A 20298-nucleotide genomic window follows, 5' to 3' on the forward strand; every position below is an offset into this window, starting at 1 on the left:
ATGCCGGAGGTGAACTATATCGCGGTGCTGCTCGCCGCCTTGTCCGCGTTCGTGCTCGGGGGATTGTGGTATTCGCCGGTCCTGTTCGGCAACAAATGGGCGGCGCTGACCGGACAGAGCGAGGAAGTGCTGAAATCCGGTTCCATGCCGGTGATCTTCGGCGGGGCGTTCCTCCTCAACCTGATCGCCGCCTTCGTGCTGGCGATGTTTCTGGGGCCGATGCCGCCGTCGCATGCGACCCTCGCCGGCCTGTCGGTGGGCCTGTGCTGGGTCGCGGCGAGCCTCGGCGTCAACTATCTCTTCGAGCGCCGGCCGCTCGGCCTGTGGCTGATCAACAGCGGCTATTTCGTCCTGCAGTTCACCGCGATGGGCGCGATCATCGGGGCGTTCAACTAGCCGCTAGCGCCGCTTGAAATACTGCACCTCGCGCTCATGCGTCTCGGCCGCCGCGCGCGAGGTGAAGGTCCCGAGGTTGCGACGCTTGCCGGTCTTCGGATCCTTCTTGCGCGAATAGAGGCGATACTCGCCGGATTTGAGCTTGCGGATCATGGGTGCAAAACGTGGGTGGCCGAGGCGCGTTCCTCAGGCCGCCTTTTGCACCGTAAGGCGCAACCCAAGAGAGGAAATAATCGCAGTCACCGTCTCGAGCGTCGGATTGCCCTGCTCGGACAACGCCGTGTAGAGTGCTTGGCGGCCGAGGCCGGTGCGTCGGGAAATCGCCGTCATGCCCTCGGAACGTGCGACGTCTCCGAGGGCACGGGCGATATGGGCGGGATCGTTGTCCTCCATCGCCGCGTCGAGATAGGCGATGATGTCCTCCTCGGACTTCAGATATTTGGCGGGGTCAAACACCTTCGTCTTGATCCTCATCGAAATCGCCCTTCGCCATTTCCTTCGCCCGCGCGATATCCCGCTTCTGGCTCGACTTGTCACCGCCGCAAAGCAGCAGGATCAGGCGATCGCCGCGGTTGATGAAATAGGCGCGATAACCCGGCCCGAAATCCATCCGCAGCTCATGAACGCCATCGCCCACGGACTTTGCGTTGCCGAACTTCCCATCACCGAGCTTGCGAAGCTGGTTGAGGATGCGGGCGCTCTTCTGCCGGTCGCGCAAGCCATCCAGCCAGGCCTCGAAAATCTCAGTCACGCGAACTTCGAACTCTTGTCCTCTATATAGGACAGAGGGCACTTGGTCAAAGTTTTTGCCTGTTGGGTCAGAGCTGCGGACCACGATGCTACCCCTCGATTTGGTAGCTGATTCTGACGCTAATCTAGGCTGAGTTCCACGGCCGTTAGGTCAACCACGAACCACCGCATTCACAGGGACCGCCGTCCGCCACCCCATTTCCTTTGCGTTTTTCCATAGCGCGTCTTCCGCGTGCCCGGCTTGCCCTCGTTGGAATGCCCGACGGCCGGGGCGCGGCTTTGTTCGGTGGCGAGGCCGAGCTCGCCGGCTTCGAGGCGGCGGATTTCGTCGCGCAGGCGGCCGGCCTCCTCGAACTCGAGATCGGCGGCCGCCTTGCGCATCCGCTTTTCGAGATCGTCGATATAGGCGCGCAGGTTGTGGCCGACGAGGTGGGGCGCGTCCTCGTCGCCGGTGTCGATCATGACGCTGTCGCGGTTCGACACGTCGGACAGGATGTCGGCGATGTCGCGCTTGATCGTCGTCGGCGTGATGCCGTGGAGGGCGTTGTACGCCTCCTGCTTCTCGCGGCGCCGGCTGGTCTCGTTGAGCGCGCGCTCGATCGAGCCGGTCTTGCGGTCGGCGTAGAGGATGACCTTGCCCTCGACGTTGCGGGCGGCGCGGCCGATCGTCTGGATCAGCGAGGTTTCCGAGCGCAGGAAGCCTTCCTTGTCCGCGTCGAGGATCGCGACGAGGCCGCATTCGGGGATGTCGAGGCCCTCGCGCAGCAGGTTGATGCCGACGAGCACGTCGTAGACGCCGAGGCGCAGGTCGCGGATCAGCTCGATGCGCTCCAGCGTCTCGACGTCGCTGTGCATGTAGCGCACCCGCAGACCCGCTTCGTGGAGGAACTCGGTCAGGTCCTCGGCCATCCGCTTGGTGAGCGTGGTGACGAGGGTACGATAGCCCTTGGCCGCGGTCGCCCGGGCCTCGGCGATCAGGTCGTCGACCTGGTCCTCGACCGGTTTGATCTCGACCGGCGGGTCGATGAGGCCGGTCGGGCGGATCACCTGCTCGACGAAGACGCCGCTCGCCTGCTCCATCTCCCACGGGCCGGGCGTCGCCGAGACCGCGACGGTCTGCGGGCGCATCACGTCCCATTCGTTGAAGCGGAGCGGACGGTTGTCGATGCAGCTCGGCAGGCGAAAGCCATATTCGGCGAGCGTGATCTTCCGCCGGTGGTCGCCGCGCGCCATCGCGCCGATCTGCGGCACCGTCTGGTGGCTCTCGTCGACGAACAGCAGGGCATTGTCGGGGAGATATTCGAACAAGGTCGGCGGCGGCTCGCCCGGCAGGCGGCCGGTGAGGAAGCGCGAGTAGTTCTCGATGCCGGCGCAGGAGCCGGTGGCCGCGATCATTTCCAGGTCGAAATTGGTCCGCTGCTCCAGCCGCTGCGCCTCCAGCAGGCGGCCTTCCGCATTCAGCTCCTTCAGCCGCTCGGTGAGCTCGAAGCGGATCGCCTCCATCGCCTGCTTGAGCGTCGGGCCGGGGGTCACATAGTGGCTGTTCGCATAGACGCGGACATAGTCGAGCGCCGCCGACTTCTTCCCCGTCAGCGGATCGAACTCGACGATCTCCTCGATCTCGTCGCCGAAGAAGGAGATGCGCCAGGCGCTGTCTTCATAGTGCGACGGGAAGATTTCGAGATTGTCGCCCTTCACCCGGAAATTGCCGCGCGCGAAGGCCTGATCGTTGCGCTTGTACTGGAGCGCGACGAGCTTCCTCACGATCTCGCGCTGGTCGACGCTCTGGCCCTTCTTCAGGTCGAAAATCATCGCCGAATAGGTCTCGACCGAGCCGATGCCGTAGAGGCAGGAGACCGAGGCGACGATGATCACGTCGTCGCGCTCGAGCAGCGCCCGGGTCGCCGAGTGGCGCATCCGGTCGATCGCCTCGTTCACCGAGCTTTCCTTCTCGATGTAGGTGTCGGACCGGGGCACATAGGCCTCGGGCTGGTAATAGTCGTAATAGCTGACGAAATATTCGACCGCATTGTCGGGGAAGAAGCTCTTGAACTCCCCGTAGAGCTGGGCGGCGAGGATCTTGTTGGGGGCCAGCACCAATGCCGGCCGCTGCACCCGCTCGATCACCTGCGCCATGGTGAATGTCTTGCCCGATCCGGTGACGCCCAGGAGCACCTGCGTCTTCTCGTCCGCCTCGATCTGCTCGACCAGCTCGGCGATCGCCTGCGGCTGGTCGCCCGAGGGCTGATAGTCCGAGACGATCCTGAACGGCCGGCCGCCCTCGGCCTTCTCGGGGCGCTGCGGGCGGTGGGGAACGAAGGCCTCGCCGGTCTCCGGCTCCTCGAGGCTGGTGCGAATCTGGATGGCCATGTTCCCCATATGGTCTCATACCGTAACCTTCGCAATTGCCACCTCCCCGCGTTTGCGCCACATTCCCGCAGGCGGGGGCGCGTGCCTTCGCGGCAACAAGGGGGGAAGTTCCATGAAGCGGCTTGTCTTGCTGGCGCCGGTCCTGGCGCTCGTCGCGGCCTGTTCGCAGGGTCCCGACACGATCCAGCCCGGCCAATGGGAAATGGCCGTGCAGATGACCGAATTCGACGCGCCCGGCGCGCCGCCCGAAGTCGCCAACCAGATGCGTGCGATGATGGCGACCGGCCAGAGCCAGACCCAGGCGCGCTGCATCACGCCGGAGGAAGCCGCCAATCCGACCCGCGGCATGATGAACCCGAGCGGCCAGGCCGAAGGGTGCACCTACACCGAACAGACCTTCGCCGGCGGCCGCATCCAGATCGCCGGCTCCTGCCCGGTGCCCGGCAATCGCGGCACCGTGAAGACGACGATGACGGGCAGCTATACGGCGACGACGATGGAAACCCGACTCAACAGCGAGATCGACGCCGGCGCCAATGCCCCGCCGGGCGCGCCGCGCATCGTGCGCATGGGCGGCACGATGACCGGCCGCCGCACCGGCGACTGCCCCGCGGGCTAGGTTCAGGATCGAGGCGCCGCGCCCGCGCAGGTCCGGCGCCTCGTCATATTTGCAATCCGGCGCGTGGGCGTTACGGTCCGGCCCCATAACAAAAGGGGGATGACCTGATGCGCAAACTTGCCTGCATTCCGTTGTTGTTCGTGGCCGCCTGCGGGGATGGCGAGGCGGAAAAGAATGCCGCCGCCCCGGCGACGGCCGCCAGCCTCGCCGCCGGCCAGTGGGAGCTGACATCCGAGGTCACGGCCTTCCGCGCCGCCGACGGCGGCGCGCCCAGGATCGACACGCCGGTCGGCACCCGCGCGACCCAGAGCGTCTGCGTCGGCGCCGGCCAGCCGCCGATCGAATTCTTCGCCGGCGACGGCTTCACCTGCACCACCGGCGCGTCCTATATCCGCAACGGGCGGATGAACGTCACAGCCTCGTGCACGCGCGATGGCCTGGAGGGTTCGATCCAGATCATGGCCGATGGCACGTTCCAGGCCGACTCGGCCGAATTCAACCGCAATATCGGCACGATGCTGAGCACCGACGGCGACGTCGAGATCACGGCGCGGGTCGACGGCCGGCGCACCGGCGACTGCACGCCGGGCACCGAAAGCGGCGGCAACAACGCCGCGACGGCCGGCTAGCGGGGGACATGGGCGCGCGGGCGATCCTGCTCACCGCGCTGGCCCTGCTCGGGGGCTGCGGTGGCGAGGAGAGCCGCAACATGTCGGCCAGCGAGGTCGCCGGCGCGCTCGATTCCCTGCCGATCGAGCCCGGCCTGTGGGAGATTGCGAGCGACGTGACCGATGTCGGCGCGCCCAACCTGCCGGTCGAGGTGCAGCGGCGGATGATCGGGCCGCGGCAGCGGCTGCGCAGCTGCGTCACGCCGGAGCAGGCGGCGCGGCCGAGCGCCGGCTTCCTCGCCGCGCGCGAGGCCGGGCAAGGCTGCAGCTATGCCGATTTCGCGATGCAGGGCGGCCGGATGACCGGGACGATGCGCTGCGCCGAACCGGATGGTGGCGCAACGGTCGCGCGGATGGACGGCACCTATCGCCGCGACCAGTATGTGCTCAGGATGGCGATCGAGACGCCGATGCCCGACGGCGTCACGATGCGGATTGGCACGCGGACGACCGGGCGGCGGATCGGCGCATGCGTCGATCCAGGACAGGAAGGGAATTCAGGATGATCGGCTATGCCTGCATCGGCACCAACGACCTCGGCAAGGCGCGCGCTTTCTACGATGCCCTGTTCGGATCGATCGGCGGTCGGCGGCTGATGGAATTCCCGGACGAGCAGGGCGGCTTCACCCTCTACGGCGTGGGCTGGGGCAAGCCCGGCGTCGCCGTGACCCGGCCCTATAACCGGGAGGCCGCCACCGCCGGCAACGGCAACATGATCGCGATCGTCATGGACAGCCGCGACAAGGTCGACGCCTTCCACGCGAAGGCGCTGGAGCTGGGCGGCACCGACGAAGGCCCGCCGGGACTGCGCACGCCGGAAGGCGACCGCGCCTTCTACGGCGCCTATTTCCGCGATCCCGAGGGCAACAAGTTCTGCGCCTTCCGGACCGGGCCGGCGGCCGGCTGATCAGGACCGCCGCGGCGGCGCGGCCTCGAAACGCCAGGTCGCCCCGCCAACGCATTTGACGCCGCCGAGCGTCGCCGATCCGCCAGACGCCAGCGTCTCCAGCAGACGGTCGAGCTCCGGCCCTCGTGCCGCTACGCCGGGCGCGAGCCCGGCGAGGATACGCAGTGTGAGCCGTCGACGAAGCTCGCCGGGAAGGCCGTCCGTATCGAGTTGGAAGGCGTCACCGGCCCGTGTCACGCACTCGCTCAGCAAGCGCTCGGCCATCCATTCAAGCGCCGCGTCCGCCTCGGCAAGCGCCGCCGCGCTGCGGGCGACCCCGCGTCGATCGATCCAGCCGGCATCCGCCAATTGTGCGCGAAGCCGGGCGCGGTCGTAGCGCGGATCGATATTGCCGGGGTCCTGCACAGGGATAAGTCCCGCTGCCGCGACGACGGCTGCCAGCTCTTCGCGCGACCAGCCCAGGAGAGGGCGCGCGACTTTTGCCCTGTCGATGACGGTCGTCGCCCGAACCCCGGCAAGGCCGCCCACGCCAGCGCCTCGGTTCAGCCGCATCAGCAGCGTTTCGACCTGATCGTCACGATGATGGGCGGTCAGCAGCCACCCGGCACCGGTCGCCTCCGCCCAGTGGCCGAGCAGGCGATAGCGCAGGGCACGGGCACCCGACTGTACGTTGCCCGTGATCGGCGCATCGTCGGCCAGGGTCGCGTGCGGCACGTCCAGCTCGGCGCAGACCCTCGCGACGAAGGCGGCTTCGTCCGCGCTCTCGGTGCGCAGCCGATGATCGACCGTGGCGGCCGCGATCCCCCCGGGCCGCGCGGCATGGGCGAGCAGCAGCAGCGCGAGGCTGTCGGGACCGCCCGAGATGGCGACGCCGAGCCGCCCGTCGCCCTCACCGACAAGCGCGTCCAGATCGGCCCGAAAGCGCGACACGAGAGCAGATGGGGGCACGGCAAGGGCCATGCCGTATCCTATCTGCCGCGATCCGCCGCGCCTAGTTCGCGCTGCAGCGGGCGTCGGTGCGGGCCTGGGGCAGGCGGGTGCGGATGAAGTCGCGCATGTTCGGATAGACCTGGGCGAGCTCGTCATAGACGCGGCAGGCCTCGGTGCGCCGGTTGAGCCGCGCCAGCGACTGGCCGAGGAAATAGAGGCTGTCGGCGGCCCGGTCGCCGCGTGGATTGTCCTGATAGTTGGCGAGGAAGATGCGTGCCGCCGTCGCCGGCTTGTTGTCGTCGAGATAGGCGCGGCCCTGCAGGTTGCGCGTCCAGCTCGTCCAGCGGCTGTTCGGATATTGGGTCGCCGCCGCCTCGAGCGCGCGCTGCGCCTCGCCATATTGGCCGGCATTCCACAACCGGTAGCCGGCATTGTAGGCGGCCTCCGCCGCGTCGCCGGCCGGCGCGGGCTCTGCTGCGGGTTCGGCAGCCGGCTCGGCCGGCGGTTCTGCGGCGGGCTCTTCCGTCGGGCGGGGCGGGCGTCCAGAGGATACAGGCGCGGGCGGAGTCACGGCGACCGGCGTCGCGCCCTGCTGCTCGATCCGGTCGAGCCGGCCCCTCAAGTCGGTGCGCAGCTCGCCGAGCTGCTGCTCGAGCTGGCGGGTGCGGAAATCCTGCTCCTCGACCTGGGCGGTGAGCGAGCGCAGCTGCGCCTCGAGGGCATCGACCCGGGCGGTGAGGTTCGACAGGGCATCGGCGCCGGGGCGCCCGGCCAGATCGGGCGGCGTCTGCTGCGGCTGGATCTCGGGCTCGACGAACTGGGCGCGTCCGCCGGGGAAGACGCGGCGCTGCACGGCGCGCATCTCCTGTTCGAGACGGCCGACGCGCCGCTCGACAGGATCGCTCTGCGCCGTCGCCGGCACCGCGACGCTCGCCATCAGGACCAAGCCGAGAAGATGAAAACGCATGATTGTCCCCAGAAATCCGGATCGGTGCCGGCCACTCTATTGAACGCCGGCGCCTGTCGCCAGCCTTAAGCGGCGCCCTTCATGGTGTCGGCGGCTGGGCCGCGGGAGGCGTGGCGCCCGCCGGAGCGCCGGCGGCCTGAATGCGCGCCGCGATGTCCTCGGCGCGCAGGCTGACGTCCGAGATGGTGCGCTCGACCGGGTCGATCGGGCCGATATCGCGTCCGCCGATGGTGACGCGCAGCACCTGCGGGCGCCCGGTGCGGATCACCGGTCCCTGCGCCGTCGCCGGCAGGGTGAAGGTCTGGCCCGGCGTCATGATGCCGTTGAACAGCGCCGGCCCGCCCGACGCATCGGTGATGCGCAGCCAGACTTCCTGGGTGGCGGTGAGCGTCACCGGCTGACCGGCGAGCGCCTGTGGCGCGGCGGGCTGCTGCGGCTGCGGAATCGGCTGGGCCGGACCCTGGGCTTCGTCGAGCGGCACGCTGACGCTGGCTGATGGTGCGCTGGTCTCGCCGCCGCCGAGGCCGCTGCGCCAGACCAGATAGCCGCCGACGAACAGTATGACGATGATGCCGACGACGATTGCCAGCGCCCGCGGCGGCACGCGGGCCGGATCGGCCGGCTCGTAATATTCCGCGGCCGGGGCGCGGCTCCGGAGGCCGCCGAGCCGGTCGCGGACCTCGCGGCTAACCTCGGCGCCGTCGAGCCCGACGGCGTTGGCATAGGCGCGCGCGAAGCCGATGCTGTAGGTGACGGCGGGCAGCGCGTCCCATTCCTCGTTCTCGATATGCTGGAGATGGCGGATCGGAATGCGGGTCTGGCTCGCGATCTGCTCGAGCGGGATGCCGCTCGCTTCGCGCGCCTCCTTCAGGCGCTCCCCGATCGATCGGGGAGTGAACGGATCCTCGAGGCCCTCTTCCGCCATCTGTCGATGCCGCTCCTCAAACCGGGGCTGCTGAATGGGTGCAAGCCATCGGCGGAAGCGGTGGTCGATGTCAACCGCCCGCGGGGTCCATAGCGAAGGAAACTTGGTTAACCGACCGCGATACCGTTCTTTTCCGCCCAATCGCCGAGCGCGGCGCGCATATTCTGCGGCGGTTCTTCCAGCAGGCTGCCGACGAACGCCATCGCCGCGGCACGGTCCAGCGTACGGATCATCGCCTTGATCGGGCCGACTGCGACCGGTGTGATCGACAGGCGCTTGACGCCGATGCCGATCAGCGCGAGCGCCTCCAGCGCCCGCCCGCCCATCTCGCCGCATACGCCGATCGGCACGCCATGCGCGTCGGCTTGTATGACGACCCGCTTGAGGAAGCGCAGGATCGCCGGCGAGAGCCAGTCGTAACGCTCGGCCAGCGCCGGATTGGAGCGGTCGGCGGCGAACAGGAACTGGGTGAGATCGTTGGTCCCCACCGACAGGAAATCGAGCCGGGGCAGCAGCACGTCGAGCATCTCGGCGAGCGCGGGCACCTCGAGCATTGCGCCGTAGCGGATCTGGGTCGGAAGCTGCTTCCTGCGGTCGGCGAGCCAGGCGCGCTGCTGCTCGACCAGCGCCCTGGCCTCGTCGAACTCCCATGGCTCCGAGACCATCGGGAACATGACGTCGAGCTCGCGCCCGGCCGCCGCCTCGAGCAGCGCGCGCGCCTGCGCCTTCATCAGCGTGTCGCGATCGAGCGCGAGCCTCAAGGCCCGCCAGCCCATGGCGGGGTTCTCCTCGCCATTCTCGCTGGCGCGCAGATAGGGAAGCTGCTTGTCGCCGCCGACGTCGACGGTGCGGAAGATGACCGGCTTGTCCCCCGCCGCCTCCAGCACCGAGCGGTAGAGCCGCTGCTGGCTCTCGCGCCGCGGAAGAGTAGCAGAAACAAGGAACTGGAACTCGGTCCGGAACAGACCGATGCCGTCGGCGCCGACCGCGTTCAATGCGGCGACATCGTCGCGCAGGCCGGCATTGACCATCACCGAGAGGCGTACGCCATCCGTCGTGACCGGCGGAAGATCCTTGGCGGCAGCATATTCGGCGCGGCGCTTCTGACTGGCGGCGAGTCTCGCGTCGAACGCCTCGTGCACCGCCTGGGTCGGCCGCGCGAAGGCGACGCCCTCGCCGCCATCCAGGAGGACGAGGTCGCCCTCGGCGATCTGCTGACGAACATTGCGCACGCGGCCGATCACGGGGATCCCCATGGCGCGCGCGACGATCGTGACATGGGCGGTCAGGGACCCTTCCTCCAAAATCACACCCTTCAATTTGCGCCGGTCATATTCGAGCAGCTCGGCCGGTCCCAGGTTGCGCGCGATCAGCACGGCGTCCTGCGGCAGGCCGGCCTGGGCGGCGGTGCCGAGCTGGCCGGAGACGATCCTCAGGAGCCGGTTCGACAGATCGTCAAGATCGTGCATCCGGTCTGCAAGCAACGGGTCGCTGATCTGGCGCATGCGCTGCTGCATGCGCTGACGGACGCGCTCGATCGCCGCCTCGGCGGTCAGGCCGGAATCGATCGCCTCGTTGATCCGGCGCGACCAGCCCTCGTCATAGGCGAACATTTTGTAGGTCTCGAGCACCTCCTGATGCTCGCCGACCGTGCCGAACTCGGCCTGGCCGGTCATCGCGTCGATCTGCTCGCGCATCCGGCCGAAAGCGGAAACGACGCGGTGGCGCTCCGCCTCGATATCCTCGGCGACGGTATGCTCGATGAGGACGCGCGGCTGGTGATAGACCGCATGGCCCTTCGCCATGCCGATGACGAGCCGCTGGCCGGTGAGCCGGGCCATGCCGGAATCCCGGTTCTCGCCGGCCGCGGCGCTGGCGCGGTCGGCCAGGCCCGCATTGGCGATCAGCTCGGACAGCACCATCGCGACGGTCTGCAAGGCCTCGATCTCGAGCTCGTCATAGGCGCGCGGATCGGCATGCTGGACGGCGAGCACGCCGATCGCCCGCTCCTTGCGGATGATCGGCACGCCGGCGAAGCTGTGGAACAGCTCCTCGCCCGTCTCGGGCCGGTAGGCGAATTCGGGGTGGCCGGCCGCCTCGGCGAGGTTGAGCACCGCAACCTCGCGCGCGATCGTGCCGACCAGGCCTTCGCCCTGCGCAAGCTTGGTGACATGGACCGCCTCCTGCTTGAGGCCGACCGTGGCGAACAGTTCCAGGACGCCGTCGCGCAGCAGGTAGATCGAGCAGACCTCGCTCGCCATCGCCTCGGCGATGATCTTCACCACCTTGTTGAGCTTGGCCTGCGCGCCGAGCTTGGAGGCCATCACGTCATGAAGGCCCGTCAGGATCTCCCGGGCGGACGTGGCGGACTGGGTGGGCATGGCCGAGCGCTATCAGAAAGCGCGGGTGGTTTCCAATGCGTGGGTGAGGATTTAACGGGGCAGGCCGACGCCGCCGACCGGCTCGGTCTCGGTGCCGTTCTCGAAGCCGGCGATAAGCGGCCGCGCCCGCGCGATGGTCGCGCGTACCGACGGGAGCTGCAGCGAGGCGGCGTGGCTCTCGCGCCGGTCCCAGACCTCGGTGATCCAAATTCCGTCCGGGTCGCCCGGATCCCTGGCGACCACGTAGGAGAGGCAGCCCGGCATCGCCTCCGTGCCTTCGAGAAGCAGGGCGATCAACGCGTCGCGCTCGCCGGCCACTGCTCTCATCTTGCCGATCAGTCCGAACATGCCTGGTCCCCCTCTCGTCTGTGCGAAGGCCGGAACTCCCGCCAGAGTGAGCGCCAGGCCACCCGCCAGAACCTCGCGCCGCGCCAACATCATAGACCCGACCTCCGATTCCGGATGGCTAGCACTGCGGCCGGACCGCCGCCACAGCCGGCTGCATGTCAAGCCGCGTGCATCGGGCGCGCGGGATTGATAGTCAGCGCTCGATGCGACTCCACGCCGGCCTCCTCTCCCTCGCCCTGCTTGCGGGCTGCGCCGGCCATGTCGCAGACTATGTCGGCCCACGATCGACCATCATCACGCCGCAGCTCGTCCGCTACGGCTACACCGTCGTCGAAACGCGCTGCGTCGGCGAGACGCTGGGGCGGACGGTCCGACCGGGGCGGCTGCGCGACCTTGCGGCCGCCGCGGGCGCGGTCAACCGCGGCTTTTACAACCCCGCCGAATTGGGCGTGCGCGATCTGGTCTGGGTCGCGACCACGATCGGTAGCCGTACCCGCTCCGCACTCGAGCAGGCCAATCGCGACTGCGGCGTCGCGGCTGAGCCCGCGCAGCCACCGGTCGTGGCGGTCGCCGCGCCGCCGCCGGTGCCGCCCGCCGCCTGGCTCAATCTCGGCGCGGCAGGATCGGGCCAGTCGATCGCCGTCGATGCCGCGACGATCGAGCGGACCGAGGGGCGGCGAGCCGCCTGGTTCCGGCTGACCGATCCCGGTGCCGATCCCAGCCCCGACCTCTTCCATCTCGTTGTCGATTGCGGCGCGCGCACGATTGACGCGACCGAACGGCGGCGGATCGGCGCCGACGGTTCGGTCGTGGAGCGGCGCGAATATCCGAGCAACCCGCTGCCGGTAGAAGACGACACCGTGATGCAGATCGCCTGGATGTCGCTCTGCACCTAACCCCTGTCGTCATTGCGAGGAGCGAGGCGACGAAGCAATCCAGACTGCCCCGGCGCTGCATTGGATTGCTTCGCTTCGCTCGCAATGACGGAAGTGCTAAACTGAGCGCCGCTCCAGCGCATGGGCGGCTTCGTCCATGAGCTGGGCGAGGATGGTCGCGACCGGCGCTTCGTCCTTGACCATCCCGACCGATTGGCCGGCCATCACCGAGCCAGTCTCGACATCGCCCTCGATCACCGCGCGGCGCAGCGCCCCGGCCCAGTAATGCTCGATCTGGAGCTGCGCCTCCATCATCTCGACCTTCTCCTCGTCGAGCAATTGGGCGACCTCGCGCTGCTTGGCGGCGAAGCTCTCCATCTCGCGGTTCTTGAGCGCGCGGACCGGGATGACCGGCAGGCGCGGGTCGATCTGGACCGAGGTGATCGCATCGCGCGCCGAGGCGCGGATGAAGGCCTTCTTGAAATTGGGATGGGCGATGCACTCGGTCGCGCAGACGAAGCGGGTGCCGAGCTGGACGCCGACCGCGCCCATTTCGAGATAGCCGGCGATCAGGCCGCCATGGCCGATGCCACCGGCGACGAAGATCGGCACGTCGGCCGCGAGCGGCGGCAGGATCTCCTGCGCCAGCACCGAGGTCGAGACCGGCCCGATATGGCCGCCGGCCTCCATCCCTTCGATCACCAGCGCATCGACGCCGGAGCGGATCAGCTTTTTCGCCAGCGCCAGTGCGGGCGCGAAGCAGAGGAGCTTCGCCCCGGACGCCTTCACCTTCTCGATCGCCCCGGCCGGTGGAAGGCCGCCGGCGAAGACGACGTGGCTCACCTCGTGACGCGCGCAGACCTCGATCAGCTCCGACAGCACCGGGTGCATGGTGATGAGATTGACGCCGAACGGCTTCGCGGTGCGCGCCTTCGTCTCGGCGATCTCGGTGTCGAGCAGGTCGGGTGTCATCGCTCCGCAGGCGATCACCCCGAAGGCGCCGGCATTGCTGAGCGCGGAGACGAGGTTGCGCTCCGAGATCCAGCTCATCGCGCCGCCGAGCACCGCGTACTCGCAACCCAGGAATTCGGCACCGCGCGCCATCAGGCGCTTCAGGCGGTCGTGGCCGATTGAGGTAGAAACGTCGTTCATCGAAATCCCGTCATTCCAGCGAAAGCTGGAATCCCTTTGCCTATTAAGAAAGCGAGATTCCAGCTTTCGCTGGAATGACGAAGAGGATCAGGCGGCGTCCTCTTCGGCATCGAGGCCGTAGGCGGTGTGCAGCACGCGCACGGCGAGCTCGGTATATTCCTCGGGGATCAGCACACTCACCTTGATCTCGGATGTGGTGATCGCGACGATGTTGATGCCGCGGTCGGCGAGCGTCTTGAACATGGTCGCAGCGATGCCGGCGTTCGAGCGCATGCCGACGCCGACCGCGCTCACCTTCACGACGTTGGTGTCGGTCAGCATCTCCGCGAAGCCGATCGACTCCTTGAGCTTTTCCAGCTCCGCCGCCGTGTGCGCCAGCGAGGCCGTCGGCACGGTGAAGGTGAGGTCGCTCGCCTCGCCGGCGCGCGGGATGTTCTGGACGATCATGTCGACGTTGATGTTGGCGTCGGCGAGCGGCCCGAACACGGCGGCGACGACGCCGGGCCGGTCGGGAATGCCGGTCAGCGTCACCCGCGCCTCGTTCTTGTCATAGGCGATGCCGGTGATGACGTTGCGTTCCATATTGCTGTCCTCGATGGCCTCGTCGGAAACGATCATCGTCCCGGGCTTGTCCTCGAACGAGGACAGGACCTTGAGAGGCATGTTGTAGCGCATCGCCAGCCCGACCGAGCGGGTCTGGAGCACCTTGGCGCCGACGCTCGCCAGCTCCAGCATCTCCTCGTAAGTGACGAGATCGAGCTTGCGGGCGCGCGGGACGATGCGGGGATCGGTGGTGTAGACGCCGTCGACGTCGGTGTAGATGTCGCAGCGGTCGGCCTTCATCGCGGCGGCAAGCGCGACCGCCGAGGTGTCGGAGCCGCCGCGGCCGAGCGTCGCCACTGCACCTTCGGCCGTCACGCCCTGGAAGCCCGGAATGACGGCGATGCCGCCGCCGTCGAACACGCGCTCCAGAACGTCGACGTCGATCGTCTCGATCAGCGCGGCGGCGTGGCCCGAGGCGCGGATCGGGAGCTGCCAGCCCATATAGGATTTGGCCGGGAGCCCCATGCCCTGCAGCGTGATCGCGAGCAGGCCGCTGGTCACCTGCTCGCCTGACGCCACCACCACGTCATATTCGCGCGGATCGTAGAGCGAGGCGGCCTCGCGGCAGAGCTGGACGAGCCGGTCGGTCTCGCCCGCCATCGCCGAGACGACGACGGCGACCTGGTTGCCCGCCTCGACCTCCGCCTTCACGCGCGACGCGACGTGGCGGATCCGCTCGATCCCCGCCATCGAGGTGCCGCCGAATTTCATCACGATGCGGGCCATGAGGAGCGCGCTTACGGAGCCGTTACGGGTCTGGCAAGCCAATCGGGAATCGCGTCCCCGGCGATCAGCTCCGCGACTTCGATCCGCTTCCTGACCACCGCCCATCTGTCGCCGTCGACCAGAACCTCGGGCGTGACCGCGCGGCTGTTGTAGCTGTTCGCCATCGCCGCCCCGTAGGCGCCGGCGGTGCGGAAGACGACGAGGTCGTCCGCGGCCACTTCGTCCATCTCGCGCGCGGTCGCGAAGGTGTCGCCGCTTTCGCAGACCGGGCCAACGACCGTGGTGGTCATTTTCGGCCCCTTGGGCTCCACCGCCCCGATCTCGTGCCAGGCATCGTAGAGCGCCGGGCGCATCAGATCGTTCATCGCCGCGTCGACGATCAGGAAGGGGTGGGTCGCGCCGGGCTTCACCCGGATCACGCGGGTCAGCAGCACGCCGGCATTGCCGGTGATCAGCCGGCCGGGCTCGAACACCAGCCGGACGCCCCAGTCGCCGGCGATCCGCCGGACCATCGCGCCGTAGTCAGCGGGACTGGGCGGCTCGGGCAGGGCCGGATTGTAGGGAACGCCGAGGCCGCCGCCGAGATCGGCGACCTCGATCGCGCAGCCGACGGCGCGCAGCTCGGCGATCAGCGCGCCGACCCGGGCGAAGGCCGCTTCGAGCGGGGCGAGGCTGGTCAGCTGGCTGCCGATATGGACGGCGACGCCCTGCACCTTCATGCCCGGCAGCCGGCGGATCCGCGCATAGGCGGCGGGCGCGTCGCCGATCGGGATGCCGAACTTGTTCTCGGCGGAGCCCGTGGTGATCTTGGCATGGGTGCCGGCCGCGACGTCCGGATTGACCCGGAAGCCGACCGGCGCCGCGAGACCCATCGAGGCCGCGACCTGCGACAGCATCTCGGCCTCTTCCAGCGACTCCAGATTGAACTGGTAGAGGCCACCCTCGAGTGCGCGGGCCATCTCGTCGGCGGTCTTGCCGACGCCGGAGAAGACGATTTTCTCGGCGGCGATCCCCGCCGCGCGGGCGCGAGCATATTCGCCGCCCGAGACGATGTCGGCGCCGAGTCCCTGCCGCGCCAGCGTCGCCAGCACCGCGACATTGGGATTGGCCTTGACCGCATAGGCGATCAGCGGATCGGCGAGGCCGGCCAGCGCCGCCTTCATCACGCCCGCATGGCGGACCATGGTGGCGGTCGAATAGACGTAGACCGGCGTGCCGATTTCGGCCGCGATCCGGGGGAGCGGCACGCCCTCGCAATGGAGGACGCCGTCCTTCAGGTGAAAATGATCCATTCGGAGCCTTCGCTGTCGATCCGCTTCCACGTCACCCCGGCGAAAGCTGGGGTCTCTTTTCCTTTGGCGGCGAGAAGTGCAAGGAGATTCCAGTCCTCCGGAACGACGAACGAGATCATGGCGACCACCATCGACCCCAAGGAAGCCGCCCATTTCGGCCAGCTCGCCGCCGACTGGTGGGACCCGAAGGGCAGCTCGGCGATGCTGCACAAGCTCAATCCGGTGCGGCTCTCCTATGTCCGGGCGCGGATCGACGCGCATTGGGGGCTGGACGAGCACGACCTGAAGCCGCTCCGGGGCAAGCGCGCCGTGGACGTGGGTTGCGGCGCGGGGCTCCTCGCCGAGCCGCTGTGCCGGCTGGGGGCGGAGGTGACCGCACTCGACGCGGCGCCGGAGAATATCGCAGCGGCGAAGCTGCACGCCGAGGGGCAGGGGCTGACGATCGCCTATCGCGTCGGTGGCACCGAGGCGCTCACGGGGCGCTACGACCTCGTCACCTCGATGGAGGTGGTCGAGCATGTCGCCGACGTGCCGGCCTTCGTCGCGGGGCTGGCCGATGCGCTGGCAAAGGACGGGCTGCTGGTCATGTCCACGCCCAACCGCACCGCCTGGTCGCGGCTGGTGATGATCGGGATCGGCGAAGGACTGGGGCAGATACCGCGGGGCACGCACGACTGGGACAAGTTCCTGACGCCCGGGGAGCTGACCGCCGAGCTCGCGGCGACGGGGCTGGAGGTGACCGACGTCACCGGCCTCGGCTGGACGCCGACGCGGGGATTTGCGCTCACCGAGGATGTGTCCCTCAACTATCTGCTGACGGCGCGGCGCGCGGCCAGCATCTGACGCGAATGTTCCCAATGTTCGCAGTGGCCATGGCGGGTGCGTTCCCCGACCTTTTTCAAGCCTCGGGGACGTCTCGAAGAGGGCGTCAAAACGAACGAATCAAAGAGCCGGCGATCCGGGCAAAGCCCGAGTCGCGGCAATGGTGTCAGTCGAAATCCTATTTGTATCCAACAATCCAGAGAGTCCGCTTTCGACCTCTTGCGGTCTAGGCCAGTGGCAGAATGTGCCCCTCCTGGTCATTTGCAACTCGCCCCTTAAACCTCCTCAAGCATCCGGTTGGAGAGGCGAGTGGCGCCAGCTAACATCGCGGGATGTCCAAATCCGAATCATCGCAATTAATGGATTCTATCGGAACTTGGATTAGGCGGATCGACGACACCCCGGGATGGAAGGAATGGCAGCGAGCTAAAATCGCTGCTGCCATGGACTCAGTTGAGGGGTACCGACATCGAGCAAGCGATCTACCTGATGAATTCAAGTTTCCAGACGATATTGAATCTCAACATGAAGCCATAATGTCCTACCTTAATCTTAATGTCTGCCTACATTCTCTCCAGCAATGTGAATTCTATTTTCGAAGATTTCCGTTTAGATCTTCATGGATATCCAAGGAGGATCACATTCGTAACATATGCGAGATGTATTTTAGTAGGTTCTACGAATTCAAATCACGCTTGAAACGTTGCTTGAACGCTATAAACATGACTATCGACGGGGAATTGGATGTCGGAAAAACTCTAAAAGGGTTTGCAAGGGATTTTGATCAAGAACTTAGGGCACGAAACGCAATTCACCACCACGACCAGTTTGACGACTTGGCGATCCAAGGGATCGGTATTGCCACAATGATGGGTACTGACGAACGAGTCGGTCCGGGCTGGCAACTTGTAGCCCGCATTGGCTATCGGCGCTCCTCCCGAGAATGGGCTGAACGGGTGAAGCGGCGCAGCAAGGACGTCGAGCACTACCTTGACGCGGTAGCGAAAGCTATGTTGGAACATTGCACATTCTTGGACGAGCCTGTCGACAGCCAAGAAACGAAAAAGAAAGCTGTCTGAAAAGTTCGCAGCTTAGCGACGCCCTCAGGCCGCCTATTCCCTTTCCTCCCGGCTCAACCTTGTCATCAGGATCGCCGCGCGCTGGGCCTGGCGGGTGAGGCTGTCGAGGTCGATCCATTCGCCCGGCGCATGGCTGCCGCCGCCGGCGGCGCCGAGGCCGGCGAGGGTGTCGGCGTCGCCCGCGACGAAGCTCGAATCGGCGGCGCCGCGGCGGGCGGGGTCGTATTCGGGCATTTCGGGCAGGCCGAGGTCGCGGTTGACCGCGTTGAGGCGGGTGAGGATGGCGCGGTTGCCCGCGGTCGGCGCCATCGGCGGATAGCCGTCCTCGGCGAAGACCAGCTCGGCCTGGGTCTGCGGCAGGTGCTGCGCGACGATCGCCTGCATCCGGGCGCGGACGCGCGCCTCCTGATCGGCGGAGAGGGTGCGGATGTCGCCGCGGGCGACCGCCTGCTCGGCGACGATGTTGGTCTTGCCCGAGGCGGTGACGCGGAAGCCGTCGGCGTCGATGCTGGCCGGCGTGCCGCCCGCCATCACGCCGACATTGTAGGTGAGGTTGGGTTCGGGCAGCTCGCGGCGGAAGGCGTCGAGGATGCGGGCCAGCTCGTAGATCGCGCCATAGCCGAGCCGCTCGCCGAAAACGCCCGACGAATGACCGGAGCGGCCGCGCGTGGTCAGCGTCCAGCTCGTCGAGCTGCGCCGCGCGACGGTGCCGAAGTCGCGGCCGTCCTGTTGCGCCAGATTCTCGAACTCCAGCGCGACGTCGGCCCAGCGGCCGGCCTCGATCAGGTCGCGCCGCGCGGTCGCGATCGGCGAGCCGGGACGCTCCTCGTCGCCGGTGAGCACGACCATGATGTCGGCGTCGCGCAGCGTCCCCGCCGCCTGCATCGCGCGCAGCGCCGCGACGATTACCGCGATGCCGCCCTTGTCGTCGCCGATGCCGGGGCCTGTGGCGCGGTTGCCCTCGCGGGTGAAGGTCTGGAACGGGCTGTCGGCCTCGAACACCGTGTCGAGATGGCCGATCAGGAGGATGCGCTTGCCGCGGCCGTTGCCGCGATGGGTGGCGACGATATGGCCCGCCCGCCCGGTTTCGCGCATGTCGATCCAGCGCACCTCGAAGCCGAGCGGCTCAAGCTCGGCGCGGGCCATCTCGCCGACTGCGGTCACGCCTTCGAGGTTCAGCGTGCCGCTGTTCCGGTTCACCATTCGCTCGAGCAGGGCGATGGTGCGGTCGCTCTCCTGCGTCGCGACCTCGGCTATGCGGCGTTCGGGCGCGCTGAGCTCGGCCCGGGCGGCGGCAGGGAGGAGGAGAAGGGCGGCGATGAGGGGGAAGATGCGCATGCCCCTTGGTGTCCGCCCGGACCCCTCGCGGTCAAGCCCGGCTGTCCGCATCCGGACGCTCGACTGTTCGCGCGCGAACTTGTTTCGACGTCCGCATGCGCCGGGAATTCCGGATTTCCGCCATTTCCGGCGCTGGCACGATGCTTGCCTGCTAAATTTGTAGCACATGGCAAAATGGAGGGCTCAATGATCAGACAGTTCATCGCGGTGGCATCGGCCGCCCTGCTCGCATGCGCGGCACAGCCGCCGGCATCGGCCGAGGTGCCGGACCGGATCGGCTGGGCGATCGGCCCGGCCGGCGACGCGGCCGATCAGGTTCAGCTGTCGCTCCGCTACCGGACCGCGACCAGCAACAGCACCTGGAGCAGCCGCATCGGCGTGGCGGAATTGCGAGGTATCGCCCCTGCGCAGCTCGCCGCCGCGTCGGCCACCGACGTGCGGTTCCAGATCGTGCGCGAGGCCGGGCGGTTCTTCTGCGACGGCAGCGTGCGTCGCGGCAGCGGCGCCGGCGATTGCAGCTTCGAGGCCGATGCAGGCTTCGCGGCCACCCTCGCCGAACGCGGCGTCGGCCGCCCCAGCCGCGAGGACAGCTTCCATCTCGCCCTCGCCCGGGTCGGGATCGCGCTGGTCGACGAGCTGGCGCGGCAGGACTACCGGACGCCGGGCGTCGACGGCCTGGTCGCGGCCGGCATCCACCGGGTCGATGTCGATTATGTGCGGGCGATGGCCGAGGCCGGCTACCGGGTCGGCACGGTCGACGGTCTCGTCCAGATGCGGATCCACCGGGTCACGCCCGATTATGTGACCGCGCTCGCCGCGGCCGGCTACCGGCCCGATGCCGACATGGCGGTGCAGATGCGCATCCACGGGCTGACCCCGGACTATATCCGCGCACTCGCCGCGGCGGGCGGCGAACGCTTCACCACCGACGACCTGGTCGCGATGCGCATCCATGGCGTGACGCCGGCCTTCGTCGCCGAACTGCGCGATCTCGGCTACCGGGGGCTGTCCGCCGACAACCTCACGGCGATGCGGATCCATGGCGTCACCGGCGATTTCGTCCGCCGCCAGATCGGCGCAGCCGGCGACCGGCCGAGCCCGGACGAGCTGGTCAGCCGCCGCATCCACGGCGGCAGGTGAACAGAACCCG

23 protein-coding genes are annotated in these 20298 nt (G+C 67.9%); 9 read left to right on the forward strand and 14 right to left on the reverse strand.

The genetic code is table 11. The features are described 5' to 3' along the window. Entirely contained in the window at positions 1–396 is a 396-nt protein-coding gene (locus RCO27_RS17650) for a DUF1761 domain-containing protein (RefSeq protein WP_309004031.1), read from the forward strand. A gap of 3 nt (positions 397–399) precedes the next feature. On the opposite strand, the gene RCO27_RS17655 is transcribed toward RCO27_RS17650, so the two are convergent. The 4 genes from RCO27_RS17655 to uvrB all read right to left on the reverse strand — a co-directional run bounded on the left by RCO27_RS17655 (position 400) and on the right by uvrB (position 3516). Further along, complete coding sequence (locus RCO27_RS17655) at positions 400–549, reverse strand: hypothetical protein (RefSeq protein WP_309004032.1); 150 nt, start codon at positions 547–549, stop codon at positions 400–402. Between the two features lie 33 nt (positions 550–582). After that, positions 583–870 carry an addiction module antidote protein gene (locus tag RCO27_RS17660; protein ID WP_309004033.1) on the reverse strand — a complete coding sequence of 96 codons (288 nt, stop codon included), beginning with the start codon at positions 868–870 and terminating at the stop codon, positions 583–585. Then, positions 845–1147, reverse strand: coding sequence for a type II toxin-antitoxin system RelE/ParE family toxin (locus RCO27_RS17665; protein WP_309004034.1), 303 nt, complete (start codon positions 1145–1147; stop codon positions 845–847). The genes RCO27_RS17660 and RCO27_RS17665 overlap by 26 nt, the downstream gene beginning before the upstream one ends. Positions 1148–1317: 170 nt before the next feature. Next, entirely contained in the window at positions 1318–3516 is a 2199-nt protein-coding gene (gene uvrB, locus RCO27_RS17670; RefSeq protein WP_309004035.1) for an excinuclease ABC subunit UvrB, read from the reverse strand. A 112-nt stretch (positions 3517–3628) separates the two neighbouring features. On the opposite strand from uvrB, the gene RCO27_RS17675 reads away from it, so the two are divergent. The 4 genes from RCO27_RS17675 to RCO27_RS17690 all read left to right on the forward strand — a co-directional run bounded on the left by RCO27_RS17675 (position 3629) and on the right by RCO27_RS17690 (position 5710). Beyond that, complete coding sequence (locus tag RCO27_RS17675; RefSeq protein ID WP_309004036.1) at positions 3629–4135, forward strand: DUF3617 domain-containing protein; 507 nt, start codon at positions 3629–3631, stop codon at positions 4133–4135. 107 nt (positions 4136–4242) lie between these two features. Continuing rightward, on the forward strand, positions 4243–4764 hold the full coding sequence (locus RCO27_RS17680) for a DUF3617 family protein (RefSeq protein ID WP_309004037.1): 522 nt from the start codon (positions 4243–4245) through the stop codon (positions 4762–4764). Positions 4765–4772: 8 nt separating this feature from the next. Then, complete coding sequence (locus RCO27_RS17685) at positions 4773–5309, forward strand: DUF3617 domain-containing protein (protein ID WP_309004038.1); 537 nt, start codon at positions 4773–4775, stop codon at positions 5307–5309. Then, positions 5306–5710 carry a VOC family protein gene (locus tag RCO27_RS17690; RefSeq protein WP_309004039.1) on the forward strand — a complete coding sequence of 135 codons (405 nt, stop codon included), beginning with the start codon at positions 5306–5308 and terminating at the stop codon, positions 5708–5710. Before RCO27_RS17685 ends, RCO27_RS17690 begins: the two co-directional genes overlap by 4 nt. Here the strand turns inward: RCO27_RS17690 and tilS are convergent, their stop codons facing one another. The 5 genes from tilS to RCO27_RS17715 form a co-directional block, all read right to left on the reverse strand. Then, positions 5711–6670 (reverse strand): tRNA lysidine(34) synthetase TilS, encoded by a 960-nt coding sequence (tilS, locus tag RCO27_RS17695; RefSeq protein ID WP_309004040.1) that lies wholly within the window; start codon positions 6668–6670, stop codon positions 5711–5713. A 31-nt stretch (positions 6671–6701) separates the two neighbouring features. Next, positions 6702–7607, reverse strand: coding sequence for a tetratricopeptide repeat protein (locus RCO27_RS17700; RefSeq protein ID WP_309004041.1), 906 nt, complete (start codon positions 7605–7607; stop codon positions 6702–6704). 79 nt (positions 7608–7686) lie between these two features. Beyond that, complete coding sequence (locus RCO27_RS17705; RefSeq protein WP_309004042.1) at positions 7687–8532, reverse strand: RodZ domain-containing protein; 846 nt, start codon at positions 8530–8532, stop codon at positions 7687–7689. Between the two features lie 107 nt (positions 8533–8639). Then, positions 8640–10913, reverse strand: coding sequence for a phosphoenolpyruvate--protein phosphotransferase (gene ptsP, locus RCO27_RS17710; protein ID WP_309004043.1), 2274 nt, complete (start codon positions 10911–10913; stop codon positions 8640–8642). 51 nt (positions 10914–10964) lie between these two features. After that, positions 10965–11261, reverse strand: coding sequence for a putative quinol monooxygenase (locus RCO27_RS17715; protein WP_309004044.1), 297 nt, complete (start codon positions 11259–11261; stop codon positions 10965–10967). A gap of 203 nt (positions 11262–11464) precedes the next feature. On the opposite strand from RCO27_RS17715, the gene RCO27_RS17720 reads away from it, so the two are divergent. Then, a complete protein-coding gene (locus RCO27_RS17720) occupies positions 11465–12157 on the forward strand; it encodes a hypothetical protein (RefSeq protein WP_309004045.1) in 693 nt (230 codons plus the stop codon). A gap of 96 nt (positions 12158–12253) precedes the next feature. On the opposite strand, the gene RCO27_RS17725 is transcribed toward RCO27_RS17720, so the two are convergent. From RCO27_RS17725 to RCO27_RS17740, 4 genes are all read right to left on the reverse strand, one after another. Further along, entirely contained in the window at positions 12254–13288 is a 1035-nt protein-coding gene (locus RCO27_RS17725) for a nitronate monooxygenase (protein WP_309004046.1), read from the reverse strand. A gap of 87 nt (positions 13289–13375) precedes the next feature. Further along, the gene (locus RCO27_RS17730; RefSeq protein ID WP_309004047.1) at positions 13376–14617 is read right to left on the reverse strand and encodes an aspartate kinase; all 1242 of its coding nucleotides are present in this window, start codon (positions 14615–14617) and stop codon (positions 13376–13378) included. An 11-nt stretch (positions 14618–14628) separates the two neighbouring features. After that, complete coding sequence (lysA, locus tag RCO27_RS17735; protein WP_309004048.1) at positions 14629–15909, reverse strand: diaminopimelate decarboxylase; 1281 nt, start codon at positions 15907–15909, stop codon at positions 14629–14631. Continuing rightward, positions 15891–16028, reverse strand: a complete 138-nt coding sequence (locus RCO27_RS17740) for a hypothetical protein (RefSeq protein ID WP_309004049.1) — start codon at positions 16026–16028, stop codon at positions 15891–15893. Before RCO27_RS17740 ends, lysA begins: the two co-directional genes overlap by 19 nt. Between RCO27_RS17740 and ubiG the strand changes: the two genes are divergently transcribed. Beyond that, the gene (ubiG, locus tag RCO27_RS17745) at positions 16027–16752 is read left to right on the forward strand and encodes a bifunctional 2-polyprenyl-6-hydroxyphenol methylase/3-demethylubiquinol 3-O-methyltransferase UbiG (RefSeq protein WP_309004050.1); all 726 of its coding nucleotides are present in this window, start codon (positions 16027–16029) and stop codon (positions 16750–16752) included. The genes RCO27_RS17740 and ubiG overlap by 2 nt on opposite strands. 701 nt (positions 16753–17453) lie before the next feature. Beyond that, the gene (locus RCO27_RS17750) at positions 17454–17810 is read left to right on the forward strand and encodes a hypothetical protein (RefSeq protein WP_309004051.1); all 357 of its coding nucleotides are present in this window, start codon (positions 17454–17456) and stop codon (positions 17808–17810) included. Positions 17811–17843: 33 nt separating this feature from the next. Here RCO27_RS17750 and RCO27_RS17755 read toward each other — a convergent pair whose 3' ends face one another. Then, positions 17844–19148, reverse strand: coding sequence for a M20/M25/M40 family metallo-hydrolase (locus RCO27_RS17755; RefSeq protein ID WP_309004052.1), 1305 nt, complete (start codon positions 19146–19148; stop codon positions 17844–17846). Between the two features lie 186 nt (positions 19149–19334). On the opposite strand from RCO27_RS17755, the gene RCO27_RS17760 reads away from it, so the two are divergent. Then, positions 19335–20288 (forward strand): hypothetical protein, encoded by a 954-nt coding sequence (locus RCO27_RS17760; protein WP_309004053.1) that lies wholly within the window; start codon positions 19335–19337, stop codon positions 20286–20288. Positions 20289–20298: the final 10 nt, after the last annotated feature.

The organism is Sphingosinicella sp. LHD-64, assembly GCF_031157375.1.
Lineage (GTDB): Bacteria > Pseudomonadota > Alphaproteobacteria > Sphingomonadales > Sphingomonadaceae > Allosphingosinicella.